Below are 14,291 nucleotides of genomic sequence, written 5' to 3'. Positions count from 1 at the left end.
CGGGAAAGATGGGTAGCCATGACCCAGCCCGCCCCCGCCCTCCGGATGGGCACCGCCGCGGGCCGGGGCACACTGCTTGCCGCCGTCCTCGCCTCCGGCATGGTCTTCCTGGACAGCACGGTCGTCAACGTAGCCCTGCCCCGGCTCGGCCGCGACCTGAACGCCACCGTGGCGGATCTCCAGTGGACCGTGAACGGCTATCTGCTGATGCTCGCCGCGTTCGTGCTGCTCGGCGGGGCGCTCGGTGACCGCTTCGGCCGGCGCCGGATCTTCCTGATCGGGGTGGTCTGGTTCACCGCCGCGTCCGTGCTCTGCGGGCTGGCCCAGGGGACCGGCTGGCTGGTCGGCGCCCGGTTCCTCCAGGGGGCCGGCGGTGCGCTGCTGACCCCCGGCTCGCTCTCGGTGCTCCAGTCCAGCTTCCACCCGGACGACCGGGGTCGCGCGATCGGCGCCTGGTCCGGGCTCTCCGGGGTCTCCACCGCGCTCGGCCCGTTCATCGGCGGCTGGCTCATCGACGCGCTCTCCTGGCGGTGGATCTTCTTTCTGAACCTGCCGCTCGCCGTGCTGGTCGTGCTCGCCGCGCTGCGCTGGGTGCCGGAGAGCCGGGACGAGGACGCCTCCCGTACCCGGGCGGGGAGCCGCCAGCACCGGCGGTTCGACGTGGCGGGAGCGCTGCTCGGCGCGCTCGCCCTCGGCGGCATCACCTACGCGCTGATCGACGCCCCCGGCCGCGGCCTCGGTGCCCCGCCGGTGTGGGGGGCGGCGCTGGCCGGGGTAATCGGCGCGGTCGCCTTCGTGCTGCTGGAGCGGCGCCGGGGCGACACGGCCATGCTGCCCACCGGGCTGTTCAGCAGCCGGCTCTTCTCGGTGCTGAACATCTTCACCGTGGTGGTCTACGCCGCGCTCGGCGGCTTCACCTTCTTCTTCGCCGTCTACCTGCAGAACGTGCTCGGCTGGTCGGCCCTGCTCACCGGCGTCGCCCTGCTGCCGATGACCGTGCTGCTGCTGGTGGGCTCGGCCCGGGCCGGCGCGCTGTCGGCGCGGATCGGGCCGCGGCTGCCGCTCACCGTCGGCCCGGTGGTCGCCGCCGTCGGGCTGCTGATGCTGCGTGAGGTCAGCCCCGGAGCGTCGTACTGGCCGGACGTGCTGCCCGGGGTGCTGCTCTTCGGCGCCGGCCTGACCCTGGTGGTGGCGCCGCTGACCGCCTCGGTGCTGGCCGCGGTCGCCGACCGGTTCGCCGGGGTGGCCAGCGGCTTCAACAACGCCGCCGCTCGGGCCGGCGGTCTGCTCGCGGTCGCCGCGCTGCCGCTGCTGGTCGGCCTCTCCGGCGCGGGTTACGAGCAGCGCGGCGCGCTCACCGACGCGTTCCGAGGGGCGATGGCCTGGTGCGCCGGGCTGCTGGTGGCCGGCGCGCTGATGGCCCTCGTGCTGATCCACCGCCCGCCGCGGTCGGCGCCACCGTCGCAGCCCTGCCACTCGTTCCCGGTGTCCACCCCGCCCGCCAGCGGGCGCGACCGCGGGGAAGGGCCCGGCTAAACCGCGCCCTTCCCCGTCGCTGAGTCAGCCGCGGGCGCGGTTGACCGCGCTGGTCACCGCCTTGATCGAGGCGGTGACGATGTTCGCGTCCACCCCGACGCCCCAGACCGTGCGGCCGTCGACCTCACACTCCACGTACGCGGCGGCCTGCGCGTCGCCGCCGGAGGAGAGCGCGTGCTCGTGGTAGTCGAGCACCCGTACGCCCACGCCCACCGACTGGAGCGCGTTGACGTACGCGTCGATCGGGCCGTTGCCGACCGCGGTGAGCGACGGCTGTTCGCCGCCGACGCCGACCCGCGCTTCGATCTCGACCTTGCCCTCGACGGTGCCGATCGTGTAGCCGGCCAGCGTGACCGCCGGGTCGGGCTGGTGGTCGACCAGGTAGTGCCGTGCGAAGATCTCCCACATCGCCGACGGCTCGACCTCGCCGCCGTCGTGGTCTGTGACCTGCTGGACCACGCCGGAGAACTCGATCTGGAGCCGGCGCGGCAGGTCGAGCTGGTGCTCGCTCTTCATGATGTACGCGATGCCGCCCTTGCCGGACTGCGAGTTGACCCGGATGACCGCCTCGTAGGTGCGGCCCAGGTCCTTCGGGTCGATCGGCAGGTAGGGCACCGCCCAGGTCTGCTCGTCGATCGGCACCCCGGCGGCCGCGGCGTCGGCGGCCAGCGCGTCGAAGCCCTTGTTGATGGCGTCCTGGTGCGAGCCGGAGAAGGCGGTGTAGACCAGGTCGCCCGCGTACGGGTGGCGCTCGTGCACCGGCAGCTGGTTGCAGTACTCGACGGCCCGCTTCACCTCGTCGATGTTCGAGAAGTCGATCATCGGGTCGATGCCCTGGGAGAAGAGGTTCAGGCCCAGCGTGACCAGGTCGACGTTGCCGGTCCGCTCGCCGTTGCCGAAGAGGCAGCCCTCGATCCGGTCCGCACCGGCCAGCAGGCCCAGCTCGGCGGCGGCCACGCCGGTGCCCCGGTCGTTGTGCGGGTGCAGGCTGAGCACCAGGCTGTCGCGGCGCGGCAGGTGCCGGTGCATCCACTCGATCGAGTCGGCGTAGACGTTCGGCGTCGCCATCTCGACGGTGGCCGGCAGGTTGATGATCAGCTTCCGGTCCGGCGTCGGGTCGATCACCTCGATGACCTTGGCGCAGACCTCCAGCGCGTACTCCAGCTCGGTGCCGGTGTACGACTCCGGCGAGTACTCGTAGTGGATGTCGGTGTCCGGGGTGTGGATCTCGGCGTACTTCTGGCAGAGCCGGGCGCCGGTGGTGGCGATGTCGGTGATGCCGTCCCGGTCCAGACCGAAGACCACCCGGCGCTGGAGCGTCGAGGTGGAGTTGTAGAAGTGCACGATCGCGCGCTTCGCGCCGCGCAGCGACTCGAAGGTCCGCTCGATCAGGTGCTCCCGGCACTGGGTGAGCACCTGGATCGTCACGTCGTCCGGGATCAGGTCCTGCTCGATCAGCTGGCGGACGAAGTCGAAGTCGGTCTGGCTCGCCGACGGGAAGCCGACCTCGATCTCCTTGTAGCCCATCTGCACGAGCAGCTGGAACATCCGGCGCTTGCGCTCGGGCGACATCGGGTCGATCAGCGCCTGGTTTCCGTCGCGCAGGTCCACCGCGCACCAGCGGGGTGCGGCGTCGACGTGCCGGGTCGGCCACGTGCGGTCCGGCAGGTCGATCCGGAACTGCTGCTGGTAGGGCTGGTAGCGCTGGAACGGCATCCGGCTGGGGCGCTGCCGGGCGATCGGATCGGTCTCGGCGTCGGTGACAGGTTGAGCCATGACGGAGTGCTCCCGTGGGTCATGTGGGCGTCAGCAATCGGAAGGTGTCGGCGAGGTGCCGGGCGACGGTGCCCGTGCGGGTGCCGAGGAGAAGTTCGGATGTGCTGGACGGCGCGGTTCGACTCCGCGACGAGGTGCCGGCCGGTCAGGCCTCGTCGCGGCAGCGAAGGAGGAGCGCACGCCACATGACAGGGTGACCCTACGTGATGGGACCGGGGGTGGGAAGGCAGGTCCGAACTATGGGACCGGTGTCACGGCCTGCTCCGGTGTCACGGCCTGCTCCGGGGTCGCCGCACCCAGCCTCGGCGTCCGGCCGGCCCAAGCCACCACGGGTACGATCGCCAGCCCGACCAGCGCGAAGATCGCTGCCGTCGGGAACCAGCCCCAGCCGCCGGTGGTCACCCCCAGCGCGGTCAGCCCCGCCGGGGCGATCAGGTACTGCACCTGCGTGCCGAGCCGGAACGCCCCCACGTACGCGCCGCGCTGGGCGGCCGGCGGCAGGGTGGCGGTGAGCCCCCAGGTGCCCGCCGACTCGATCAGTTCGGCCACGATCAGGAGCGTCGCGGCGGCCACCAGCACCACCATGGTGAGCATGCCCCGGGTCATCCCGGAGATCGGCAGGACCAGACAGAACAGGGCGATCAGCAGGGCGCCCCGGCGGGAGGCCAGGGCGGCGTCCGGCGCGGTGTCGGCTCCCCGGCTCGCGCGCACCTGGAGCAGCACGATCAGGACCGTGTTGAGCAGCACCAGCCCGGCGATCACCGTCTTCGGGGCGTCGGTGTGGGTGAGGATCCAGAGCGGCATCACCGTCAGGTAGAGCGTCTGGTGCGCGGTGAGCAGCCCGGAGAGCAGGGACACCGCCATGAACGGCCGGTCCCGCAGCACGGCGAGCCGGCTCATCGGTTCCGCCGGCCGGGCCGTCTGGGGCAGCCGGGGCAGTCGCCGTACGAAGAGAGCCGTCACCAGGAAGACCGCCGCGATGAACCAAACCATTCCCCGGTACGCCGCGATCGTGTCCACCGCCAGCACCAGGCCGCTGATCACCGCGCCCAACCCGAACCCGGCGTTCAGTGACGAGCGCTGGTACGCCATGGCCGTGACGCGTTCGGTCGGAGGAAGCGCGTTGATCGAGTAGACCTGCACGGCCACGCCCGTCGCAGCATGCACGGCGGCCAGCGCCACCACCACGATGAGGAAGCCGGCGAAGCCGCCCACGAAGGGGTAGGTCGCGAACAGCGCCGCCTCCAGCACCAGCCCGAGCACCCAGACCCGCTGCGGGCCGTACCGGTCGGTGAGCCCGCCCAGCGGCACCGTGCCGAGCAGCGACACCCCCGCCGCGATGGACAGGCCCAGCCCCACCTGGGCGGCGCTGAGATCGAGCGCCCGGGTGAAGAAGACGGCGCTGCCGGCCTGGAACAAGCCGTTGCCGACGGCGTAGACCATGGCCTGCACGGCCAGGGCGCGGGTCAGCCCGGCGGGCGGTACGACGTGTCGGACGGTGGTGCGGATGGTGTCTCTGGCCCCCATGGCAGGTGAGTGAACCGTGCCCCCACGCTCCGGTCGAGCCTTTTAGGCTGGGCCGAATCCTGCGTCCGGGGGTGCGTGTGTCCGAGTTGCGGTTCAGCCCGGCCGACGTCGCGGGAGTGCGGTTCGCCGTGTCGCCCGCCAACGAGACGGTCATGAGCATGTGGGCGTTGGCCGATCCGGTCCGCTACGCCGTGCACGTGCTCTATCGCAACACGGACGCGGCGAGGATCCTGCTCCGGGGGGCCAGCCGCGGCGGGTGACCCGATGGGCGATCAGGCGAGCAGCAGCTCGGCGACGGGGCGGCGGTGGCGCAGCCCGGTCTCCCGGTCGCGCAGCTCGGCCGGGAGGGTGAACGGGTCACCGAGCCGGCCGACCGCGGCGACCACCAGCGGGCGGATCCCGCCGGGCAGGTCGAGTTCGGTGGCGAGGCCGGCCCGGTCGAAGCAGGTGAGCTGGCGTACGTGCAGGCCGAGCGCGGTGGCCTGCACGGTCAGGTGAGCGATCGCCTGCCCCAGGTCGTACGCGGCCCGCTCGGCGTCGCCGCCGGTGTGCGCGCCGACCACCAGGGTGGCGGCGTGCCGCGCCCAGCCCTGGTCGCGGCCCGGGAGGTTGATCAGGATCCGCTTCCAGGTCTCGTCGTCCCGGTGGCCGAGAGCGAACCGCCAGGGCTGCCCGTTCTCCGCCGACGGCGCCCAACGCGCCGCCTCCAGCAGCGAGGCCGCCTCGTCCGGGCTCAGCTCGGCGTCCGGGTCGAAGGCCCGAGGGCTCCAGCGGAAGGCGAGTAGCGGGGTGAGATCGGCCATAGGGGAAGCGTCCCGTATGGCCGTTTCGCCCCGACGAACGGGCCGAGTAAATGTGGGCAAGAGCACCCGTAACGGGATGAAGATCAGGAGGTTCCCGGGCTCGGACTGTCGGACGGCTCAGGTGGCGGAGGCGAGCTGGTGCCGAGCGGCTCGCCCTCGACCACCGGCCCGGCGAGCTGCACCGTGACCGGCGCCGGTCCCGGCGGGCCCGCCAGCTTGAGCGTGCCGTGCTCCGTCCGCACCGCCGTGGGAGTGCCGTCCTGCTCGTAGCAGTAGATGCCGACGTCGAGCGGGGCGTTCAGCGAGGCCGACGTGCTCTCCACCGAGTAGCAGGCGCCGCTGGCGCCCGGCAGCGGCTTCGCGGGCGAGACCGACAGCGGGGCGCGCCGGTCGGTGAGCACGTCCAGCCAGTCGGTGAACGGGTGCTGTACCCGGGGGTCCAGCCGGCGCGGGAGGTTGTCGTCCCGGTCGCCGAGGCGTACGCAGCTGGCCGGCTCGGGTCGGGCGGCCGACGGCAGGCCGCACTGGAAGAGGCCGTCCGGGGTGGCGGCCAGCGAGATGTCGGCGGCCCCACCGAGCGCGCCGCCGGGCACGTCGACCCGCCAACTGCCGTCATTCGCGCTGGTGACCACGATCGTCCGATCGGGCTGACCGGCCCTCGTCTGCGTGTAACTGGCCACCAGGTGCTGGTCCTGCGCCGCCGCGGCCAACCCGGCCAGCTCGTCGCGGGCGGCGTCGACCGCCACCGGTTCGGGCTCGGCCGGCGGCGGGGTCGTGGGCTGGTCGCTGGCGCAGGCGACGAGGAGCGCCGGCAGGGTGAGCGCGAGCGCACCGAGCGAGAGCCGGAGCAGGCGGCGCGGGCCGGTCGTGGGGCGGCCGAGCGGACGCTCGTGGCGGCTGCGTCGGGCCGGGTGGGAGTGGGCGGGCACCGGCCCATTCTCCGGTGCCCCGCTTCCGGGCGGGGCCCGGTGGACCCGGCGCCGGTCGGCGTGTCGCACGCCGTCCGGACGGGGCCGCCCGGGCCGGATGGTGGGATCACCTGACCCGCCGGTCGGGCCGGCCCGATACGCTCAGGAGGTCTGACACGCGCCGCCGGCCCCGTGACCGGCGGCGTCGGCACGCTCAGGGTCGCCGGGAGGGAGTGCACCGTCGTGGCACTCGTGGTGCAGAAGTACGGCGGGTCCTCCGTCGCCAACGCCGAGCGAATCAAGCGGGTGGCGGAGCGGATTGTCGCCGCCCGTAAAGCCGGTGACGACGTCGTGGTGGTGGTCTCCGCGATGGGCGACACCACCGACGAGCTGCTCGACCTGGCCAACCAGGTCAGCCCGCTGCCGCCCGGCCGCGAGCTGGACATGCTGCTCACCGCCGGGGAGCGGATCTCCATGGCGCTGCTCGCCATGGCCATCCACAACCTCGGCTACGAGGCCCGCTCGTTCACCGGCTCGCAGGCCGGAGTGATCACCACCTCGGTGCACGGCCGGGCGCGGATCATCGACGTGACCCCGGGCCGGCTCAAGGGAGCGCTCGACGAGGGCTCGGTGGTGATCGTGGCCGGCTTCCAGGGCGTCTCCCAGGACACCAAGGACGTCACCACGCTGGGCCGGGGCGGGTCGGACACCACCGCCGTGGCGCTCGCCGCGGCCCTGCACGCCGACGTGTGCGAGATCTACACCGACGTCGACGGCATCTTCAGCGCCGATCCGCGGATCGTGCCGAACGCCCGGCACATCAAGCAGATCACCTACGAGGAGATGCTGGAGCTGGCCGCCTGCGGCGCCAAGGTGCTGCACCTGCGTAGCGTGGAGTACGCCCGGCGGGCGGGGTTGCCGATCCACGTCCGTTCGTCATACTCGACCAACACCGGCACGATGGTCACCGGATCGATGGAGGACCTTCCTGTGGAGCAAGCGCTGATCACCGGGGTCGCCCACGACCGCAGCGAAGCGAAGATCACGATCGTCGGGGTGCCCGACGAGCCGGGCGCCGCCGCGAGCATCTTCGACACCGTGGCGGGCGCTGAGATCAACATCGACATGATCGTGCAGAACGTCTCCACCGAGGGCACCGGGCGGACGGACATCTCGTTCACCCTGCCCAAGACCGACGGCCCGACCGCGATGGCCGCGCTCAGCAAGATCCAGGAGTCGGTCAAGTTCAAGGGCCTGCTCTACGACGACCACGTCGGCAAGGTCTCGCTGATCGGCGCCGGGATGCGCTCGCACCCGGGCGTCGCGGCCGGCTTCTTCGCGGCGCTCGGCGCCGCCGGCGTCAACATCGAGATGATCTCGACGTCCGAGATCCGGGTCTCCGTGGTCTGCCGGGACACCGACCTCGACGCGGCGGTCCGCGCCATCCACGACGCGTTCGAGCTCGGCGGTGACACCGAAGCCGTGGTCTACGCGGGGACCGGGCGGTAGCGCCGATGGGGGCGCTGCCCACCCTTGCCGTGGTCGGGGCGACCGGTGCCGTCGGCACCGTGATGTGCGAGCTGCTCACCGGGCGTCGCAACGTCTGGGGCGAGATCCGGCTGATCGCGTCCGAGCGGTCGGTCGGGCGCAAGGTGCGCTGCCGGGGCGAGGAGCTGACCGTCCAGGCGTTGACCGCCGAGGCGTTCGACGGCGTCGACGTGGCGATGTTCGACGTGCCCGACGAGGTCTCCGCCCAGTGGGCGCCGGTGGCGGTCGACCGCGGCGCGGTGGTGGTGGACAACTCGGGTGCGTTCCGGATGGATCGGGACGTGCCGCTGGTGGTGCCCGAGATCAACCCGGAGCAGGTCCGCAACCGGCCGAAGGGCATCATCGCCAACGCCAACTGCACCACCCTCGGGATGATCATCGCGGTCGCCCCGCTGCACCGCGAGTACGGCCTGCGCGAGCTGGTGCTCGCCTCCTACCAGGCGGTCTCCGGCGCCGGCCAGGCCGGCGTGGACGCCCTGCACGCCCAGCTCGGCAAGATCGCCGGCGACCGGGCGCTCGGCTCGCGCACGGGCGACGTACGGCAGGCCGTCGGCGACGACCTTGGGCCGTTCCCGGCACCGCTGGCGCTGAACGTGGTGCCCTGGGCCGGCTCGCCCGCCGACGGCGGCTGGTCGTCCGAGGAGATGAAGATCCGCAACGAGTCGCGGAAGATCCTCGGCCTGCCCGACCTCAAGGTCTCCGCCACCTGCGTCCGGGTGCCGGTGGTGACCGGGCATTCGGTGGCCGTGCACGCTGTCTTCGCCACCGAGGTCGACGCCGAGGGGGCCCGCGAGGCGCTGCGGAACGCACCGGGCGTGATCCTGGTCGACGACCCGGCCGCCGGTGAGTTCCCGATGCCGATCGATGCGGTCGGTACCGACCCGTCCTGGGTCGGCCGGATCCGGCGCGCCCTCGACGACCCCCGGGCCCTGGACCTCTTCATCACCGGCGACAACCTCCGCAAGGGCGCTGCCCTGAACACCGCTCAGATCGCCGAGGTCCTGGCCACCGAGTTGACCCCGCGCTGATCTCCCTCCCCTACCGGGGTGGGTCAGGCGGGAGCCAGCCGGACGCCGTCGCGGCCGTGCCGTTTGACGGCGTAAAGGGCCTGGTCGGCGCGGCGCAGCGTGAGTTCGGCTGATTCGCCGAAGCGGGGGAGCGCCACCCCGACGCTGATGGTCCGGCCGGTGCGCCGGGCCGCCTCGGTCAGCCGCTCGGCGATCCGGACCGCCTCCTCCGGGCGGTTCACCTCGATCACCGCCACGAACTCGTCGCCGCCGATCCGGTACAGCTCGTCGCCCTGGCGCAGGGCACCCTCCAACGCCCGGGCCAGGTCGACCAGCAGCCGGTCGCCGGCCTGGTGGCCGTACGTGTCGTTGACCGTCTTGAAGCCGTCCACGTCGATCGCCAGCAGGGCGGTCCGGCCAGGTGTGGCCGCCGCGATCCGCTGGCCGAACGGCCCGGTGTGCCGCAGCCCGGTCAGCGGATCCGAGCTGGCCTGCTCGCGCAGCCGGGCGAGGGTGCGCAGGCGATCCAGGCCGTTCCAGGCCTGCGCGGCGAGCAGCTCCATCAGGCTGACGGTGGTCGGGTCGGGGCGCAGCAGCCGCTCGTCGGCGACGAGGAGCACGCCGCCCTCGTCCGGCGGGCCGACCGGGACCGCGACCAGGGTGCGTACGCCGGCGGCGGCGAGCGGGTGGTAGTCCTCGGTCGGCGGGTGGTCGGCCTCGCCGACGGTGTAGCCCGCACCGTAGCGGTGCGCCCGGCCGACGATGCGGCCGAGCGCCGCCGGACCCGCCGCGGTCAGCTCGGCGCGGATCCGGGACTCCAGCTCGCCCGGCACGCGTGGCGGCGCGCCGAGCCGGGCCCCGTCCCGGTCGCCGAGCAGCAGCACGGCGGCGGAGAGGGTGGAGACGTCCCGGGCGGCGCAGATGGCCGCGCTCATCAGGTCCCACTCGCTCCCGGCGGTGGAGAGCGCGGCGGCGTGCCGGAGCAGTTTTTCGCTGCGGCTCTCCGCCGGCACCCCGCCGAGCGCCGTGATCCGGGCGCCGAGCTGGACGGCCAGCCGCGCCGCGGTGTCCCGCCACGGCGCGAGGTCGACCGGCGTGCTCCACTGCAGGTCCAGCACGCCGATCGGCCGCCCGGCCCGGTCCAGCACCGGTACGCAGATCTCGGCCGTCACGTCCGGGCGGACCGGTAGGTAGTCGGGGTCCGCGCTGACGTCCGGCACCACGGCGGCCTCGCCGGAGGCGTAGACCCGCCCGACGATGCCGGTCTTCGGGGGTACGGTCGCGAAGACCTGCCAGGCGCCGGTGGCGGCGACGCAGCGCAGCCGGTCGTGGGCCTGGAGCAGCACGGAGATGGTGGCCGGGGCGTACCGGGCGAGCGTGGTGACGGTCCACTGGCAGGCCTCCACGGCGGTCGAGGCCATGGGGAGGCGGACCGTGACGTCACGGATGACTCGCTGGTGATCCACTCGCACGTCGTTCCAGGTAGGGGTGGGGTCGGCCGGCGCCGAACCGTGCGATCAAGCGTACTCACGTTCGGCGCGGTGCCGTCCCGTGCAGGAACGCGCAGCAGCTTCGTACACATGTGCTATCCACAGGCTGTGGACACAGCCGGTGGACAGAGGGGCCACCGCAGGGGCCGCGCGACGATAGCGTGGAGATCCCGCCGCGAGGAGGCGCGCAGATGCTCATCGCCCAACTCAGCGACCCGCACCTGACCACCGGCCCGCTCGCCGCCGAACCGGCCGCCGGGCTGCACCGCGCGCTCGGCCGGGTGCTCGCGCTGCGGCCCCGCCCCGACTGCGTGGTCATCACCGGCGACCTGGTCGAGCACGGCAGCCCCGAGGAGTACCAGGCGCTGCGCGGACTGATCGGCCAGTTCCCGCTGCCGGTGCACCTGGCGGCGGGCAACCACGACGACCGGGAGTCGCTGCTCGACGCCTTCGGCGGCACGCCCTGGCTGGGCGGGGGCTTCTCGGCCTACTACCACGTCGACCACCCGGAAGCCACCGTTGTGGTGCTCGACTCCCTGGTGCCCGGCGCCGACGGTGGGCAACTCGGCGAGGAGCAGCTGAGCTGGCTGGACGGGGTGCTGGCCGGCCGCTCGGAGGTGCCGGCCGTGGTCTGCCTGCACCACCCGCCGGTCCCGGTGGGCATACCGGCCGCCGACGCCATCCGGCTGGCCGACGCGGACGCGTTCGCCGAGGTGATCCGCCGGCACCGGCACGTGGTCCGGGTGGCGGCCGGCCACCTGCACCGACCGGTCACCGCGCTGTTCGCCGGCACCGTGCTCACCGTCGCCCCGAGCACCGTCCGGCAGAGCTCGCTGACCATGCGCGCCGACGACGAGATCGGCTGGGTCGCCGAGCCGACCGCCTTCCTGCTGCACCTCGTCGGCCGCGACGAATGTGTCACGCACTCCGTGCAGGTCAGCCACGCCGCCGGGCAGACCTGCGGGTTCTGACCCGATGCACCTCTGGTACGTCGCGTACGGGTCGAACATGCACGCCGCCCGGCTCAACTGGTACCTGACCGGCGGCTGCCCACCCGGCGGCCGCCGGACGTACCCCGGCTGCCGGGATCCGCGACCACCCCGGCGCACCGCGCCGGTGTGGCTGCCCGGCGGCGTCTACTTCGCCGGCGAGTCCCGGGCCTGGACCGGCGGGATGGCCTTCTACGACCCGCAGCTGCCCGGCCGGGCCGCGGCCCGCGCGTACCTGCTCACCACCGACCAGTTCGCCGACGTCGCGGCGCAGGAGATGTACCGGCCGCCCGGCGCGGACCTCCATCTCATCGCCGAGGCGGTGGCGACCGGGCGGGCCACGATCGGGCCAGGACGCTACGAGACGCTGGTCTGCGCCGGCCACCGCGACGGCCTGCCGCTGCTCACCTTCACCGCGCCCGGGCCCGCGTCGGCGATGCCCTGGACGCCGCCGGCCCCGGTCTACCTCCGGATGATCGCCCGCGGCCTGCACGAGGCGCACGGCTGGCCGGCGGCCCGGATCGCGAGCTACCTCGCCGACCGGCCGGGCGTCGCCGGCGGATGGCAGCGGGCCGACGTCGAGGCCCTGGTGACCACGGAGCTACCCGCCGGCGCCACCGGCATCCCTGGTGGACGGTCTCCGGGCTCGGACGGGGCGACCCGCGGTGACCCGACGGTCAGGTTGGACTCATCCGGTTGACCCGGCCGGGTCGCCGGACGTATTCGCAGGTCTGATGGGCTCCCCGGTCGACCGGCCGGGCCGGGGATGAGAGGCTGTCCCGGACGGGGCAGTGACCCCCAACCGCTGCCACCGAGACCGTTCCTTCCGACGGTGTCGGTCGGTGCCCGGCCCACCCATCGTCCGGGCACCGTACGCACCGATTCCCATGAGGAGTTCCATGACCATCCCCGGGATGCGTCGGGCCGCCGTCGGCCTGACCGCACTCGCGGTGGCCGCGTTCGGCGCGGTCGCCACCACCCCCGACCAGGCGGAGGCGGGACCGAAGCCCGTCGACGTCACCCTGCTCGCCCTCAACGACTTCCACGGCAACCTCGAACCGCCGACCGGTTCCAGCGGCACCATTGCCGGGCAGACCGCGGGCGGCATGGAGTACCTGGCCACCCAGCTGGCCGAGCTGCGCGCGGCGGCCAAGAAGAAGAACAGCATCACGGTGGCCGCCGGTGACCTGATCGGCGCGTCCCCGCTGCTCTCGGCCGCGTTCCACGACGAGCCGACGATCGAGGCGCTGTCGATGGCCGGGCTTGACTACGCCAGCGTCGGCAACCACGAGTTCGACGAGGGCGCCGCCGAGCTGCTGCGGATCCAGAACGGCGGCTGCCACCCGGTGGACGGCTGCGCCGACGGCACCCCGTTCAAGGGCGCCGGCTTCCAGTACCTCTCGGCGAACGCGTTCAAGACCTCCACCGGCCGGCCGCTGCTGCCCCCGTACGCCATCCACAAGGTGCAGGGCGTCAAGGTCGGCTTCATCGGGATGACCCTGGAGGGCACCCCGGAGATCGTCAGCCAGCAGGGTGTGGCCGGCCTGAGCTTCGCCGACGAGGCGGAGACCGCCAACCGCTACGCCCGTGAGCTGCGGCGCAAGGGTGTGCAGACGATCGTCGTCCTGCTGCACGAGGGCGGAACCCAGGCCGCCGGCGGTGGCATCAACGACTGCGTCGGCATGACCGGCCCGATCGTGGACATCGCCAACCGGATGGACCCGTCGATCGACGTCGTGGTCAGCGGGCACACCCACCAGGCGTACAACTGCGACATCAACGGCAAGCTGGTGACCAGCGCCAGCTCGTTCGGCCGGCTGGTGACCAACATCGACCTGAAGATCGACCGGCGTACCGGCGACGTGCTCACCGCGCAGGCCGAGAACGTCGTGGTCACCCGGGACGTCGCCAAGGACCCGAAGCAGACCGCGCTGATCGAGCGCTACCAGACGGTCCTCGGCCCGGTCGCCGACCGGCAGGTCGGCGAGACCACCACCGCGATCAGCCGGACGCAGGAGAACCTGCTCGGCACGTGCTCGGCGGCGGTGCCGGCCTCGTGCGGCGAGTCGCCACTGGGCAACCTGATCGCCGACGCGCAGCTCGCGGCCACCGACGACGAGCAGAACGCGGTCGCCGCGTTCATGAACCCCGGCGGCGTCCGGGCCGACCTGGACGCCGGCCCGGTCACCTACGAGGAGGCGTTCACGGTCCAGCCGTTCGCCAACAACCTGGTGACGCTCGACCTGACCGGTGCGCAGCTCTACTGCGTGCTGGAGCAGCAGTTCGTCACCGGCCGGATCCTGTACCCGTCGTCGACCGTGGGCTACGTGGTCGACCTGAACGGCACCACCGCGCCGACGACCGACCCGTGCGCCGGTAGCCGGGTCGTCCGGGGCAGTCTCACGCTGGGCGGCGCGACCGTCGACCCCGCCGCCACCTACCGGGTGACGGTGAACAACTTCCTGGCCGGCGGCGGCGACGGCTTCAGCGCCCTCACCGCCGGCACCAACCTGGTCACCGGCCAGATCGACCTGGACGCCTTCGTGGCGTACCTGACCGCCGAGTCGCCGGTCTCCGCCCCGGCGCTGGACCGGATCCGCACCACCGCCGAGGTCCCCGCCGCCTGACGGCAGACCCCGAACCCATCGGGCCCCGGAGCACCCGCTCCGGGGCCCGACCCACACCCAAGGCTTTCCCCTCCCGCCCC

12 protein-coding genes are annotated in these 14,291 nt (G+C 73.0%); 7 read left to right on the top strand and 5 right to left on the bottom strand.

Features of this window, described 5'->3' with window-relative positions:
• Positions 1-18 precede the first annotated feature (18 nt).
• Complete coding sequence (locus ACIBBA_RS03240; protein WP_396693235.1) at positions 19-1,536, top strand: MFS transporter; 1,518 nt, start codon at positions 19-21, stop codon at positions 1,534-1,536.
• 24 nt (positions 1,537-1,560) lie between these two features.
• Here the strand turns inward: ACIBBA_RS03240 and leuA are convergent, their stop codons facing one another.
• Together leuA and ACIBBA_RS03230 are read right to left on the bottom strand one after the other, a co-directional pair.
• Positions 1,561-3,312, bottom strand: a complete 1,752-nt coding sequence (leuA, locus tag ACIBBA_RS03235) for a 2-isopropylmalate synthase (protein ID WP_396693233.1) — start codon at positions 3,310-3,312, stop codon at positions 1,561-1,563.
• Positions 3,313-3,549: 237 nt separating this feature from the next.
• Positions 3,550-4,839, bottom strand: a complete 1,290-nt coding sequence (locus ACIBBA_RS03230; protein WP_396693231.1) for an MFS transporter — start codon at positions 4,837-4,839, stop codon at positions 3,550-3,552.
• 77 nt (positions 4,840-4,916) lie between these two features.
• Between ACIBBA_RS03230 and ACIBBA_RS03225 the strand changes: the two genes are divergently transcribed.
• Complete coding sequence (locus ACIBBA_RS03225; RefSeq protein ID WP_396693229.1) at positions 4,917-5,099, top strand: hypothetical protein; 183 nt, start codon at positions 4,917-4,919, stop codon at positions 5,097-5,099.
• Between the two features lie 12 nt (positions 5,100-5,111).
• On the opposite strand, the gene ACIBBA_RS03220 is transcribed toward ACIBBA_RS03225, so the two are convergent.
• Both ACIBBA_RS03220 and ACIBBA_RS03215 read right to left on the bottom strand, forming a co-directional pair.
• Positions 5,112-5,642: a nitroreductase family protein gene (locus tag ACIBBA_RS03220; RefSeq protein WP_396693227.1), complete on the bottom strand. Its 531-nt coding sequence runs from the start codon at positions 5,640-5,642 to the stop codon at positions 5,112-5,114.
• Positions 5,643-5,725: 83 nt separating this feature from the next.
• On the bottom strand, positions 5,726-6,571 hold the full coding sequence (locus ACIBBA_RS03215; protein ID WP_396693225.1) for a hypothetical protein: 846 nt from the start codon (positions 6,569-6,571) through the stop codon (positions 5,726-5,728).
• A 222-nt stretch (positions 6,572-6,793) separates the two neighbouring features.
• Here ACIBBA_RS03215 and ACIBBA_RS03210 point away from each other — a divergent pair, with 222 nt between their 5' ends.
• Both ACIBBA_RS03210 and ACIBBA_RS03205 read left to right on the top strand, forming a co-directional pair.
• Positions 6,794-8,059 (top strand): aspartate kinase, encoded by a 1,266-nt coding sequence (locus ACIBBA_RS03210; protein ID WP_357055471.1) that lies wholly within the window; start codon positions 6,794-6,796, stop codon positions 8,057-8,059.
• A gap of 5 nt (positions 8,060-8,064) precedes the next feature.
• Entirely contained in the window at positions 8,065-9,126 is a 1,062-nt protein-coding gene (locus ACIBBA_RS03205) for an aspartate-semialdehyde dehydrogenase (protein ID WP_396693222.1), read from the top strand.
• A 23-nt stretch (positions 9,127-9,149) separates the two neighbouring features.
• Here ACIBBA_RS03205 and ACIBBA_RS03200 read toward each other — a convergent pair whose 3' ends face one another.
• Positions 9,150-10,526 (bottom strand): diguanylate cyclase, encoded by a 1,377-nt coding sequence (locus ACIBBA_RS03200; protein WP_396693220.1) that lies wholly within the window; start codon positions 10,524-10,526, stop codon positions 9,150-9,152.
• Between the two features lie 260 nt (positions 10,527-10,786).
• Between ACIBBA_RS03200 and ACIBBA_RS03195 the strand changes: the two genes are divergently transcribed.
• The 3 genes from ACIBBA_RS03195 (at position 10,787) to ACIBBA_RS03185 (ending at position 14,211) form a co-directional block, all read left to right on the top strand.
• On the top strand, positions 10,787-11,566 hold the full coding sequence (locus ACIBBA_RS03195) for a phosphodiesterase (protein ID WP_396693218.1): 780 nt from the start codon (positions 10,787-10,789) through the stop codon (positions 11,564-11,566).
• 4 nt (positions 11,567-11,570) lie between these two features.
• Positions 11,571-12,284 carry a histone deacetylase gene (locus ACIBBA_RS03190; protein ID WP_396693216.1) on the top strand — a complete coding sequence of 238 codons (714 nt, stop codon included), beginning with the start codon at positions 11,571-11,573 and terminating at the stop codon, positions 12,282-12,284.
• Positions 12,285-12,483: 199 nt separating this feature from the next.
• A complete protein-coding gene (locus ACIBBA_RS03185; RefSeq protein ID WP_396693214.1) occupies positions 12,484-14,211 on the top strand; it encodes a bifunctional metallophosphatase/5'-nucleotidase in 1,728 nt (575 codons plus the stop codon).
• Positions 14,212-14,291 lie beyond the last annotated feature (80 nt).

Source organism: Micromonospora sp. NPDC051006 (assembly GCF_044456245.1).
Lineage (GTDB): Bacteria > Actinomycetota > Actinomycetes > Mycobacteriales > Micromonosporaceae > Micromonospora.
This window is presented reverse-complemented; position numbering and strand designations above follow the sequence as displayed.

Excerpts from the sequence above, each read along its gene's own strand:
- ACIBBA_RS03240 (WP_396693235.1), top strand. The coding sequence starts at position 19 with ATGACCCAGCCCGCCCCCGCCCTCCGGATGGGCACCGCCGCGGGCCGG.
- leuA (WP_396693233.1), bottom strand. The coding sequence starts at position 3,312 with ATGGCTCAACCTGTCACCGACGCCGAGACCGATCCGATCGCCCGGCAG.
- ACIBBA_RS03230 (WP_396693231.1), bottom strand. The coding sequence starts at position 4,839 with ATGGGGGCCAGAGACACCATCCGCACCACCGTCCGACACGTCGTACCG.
- ACIBBA_RS03220 (WP_396693227.1), bottom strand. The coding sequence starts at position 5,642 with ATGGCCGATCTCACCCCGCTACTCGCCTTCCGCTGGAGCCCTCGGGCC.
- ACIBBA_RS03205 (WP_396693222.1), top strand. The coding sequence starts at position 8,065 with ATGGGGGCGCTGCCCACCCTTGCCGTGGTCGGGGCGACCGGTGCCGTC.
- ACIBBA_RS03200 (WP_396693220.1), bottom strand. The coding sequence starts at position 10,526 with ATGGCCTCGACCGCCGTGGAGGCCTGCCAGTGGACCGTCACCACGCTC.
- ACIBBA_RS03195 (WP_396693218.1), top strand. The coding sequence starts at position 10,787 with ATGCTCATCGCCCAACTCAGCGACCCGCACCTGACCACCGGCCCGCTC.
- ACIBBA_RS03190 (WP_396693216.1), top strand. The coding sequence starts at position 11,571 with ATGCACCTCTGGTACGTCGCGTACGGGTCGAACATGCACGCCGCCCGG.
- ACIBBA_RS03185 (WP_396693214.1), top strand. The coding sequence starts at position 12,484 with ATGACCATCCCCGGGATGCGTCGGGCCGCCGTCGGCCTGACCGCACTC.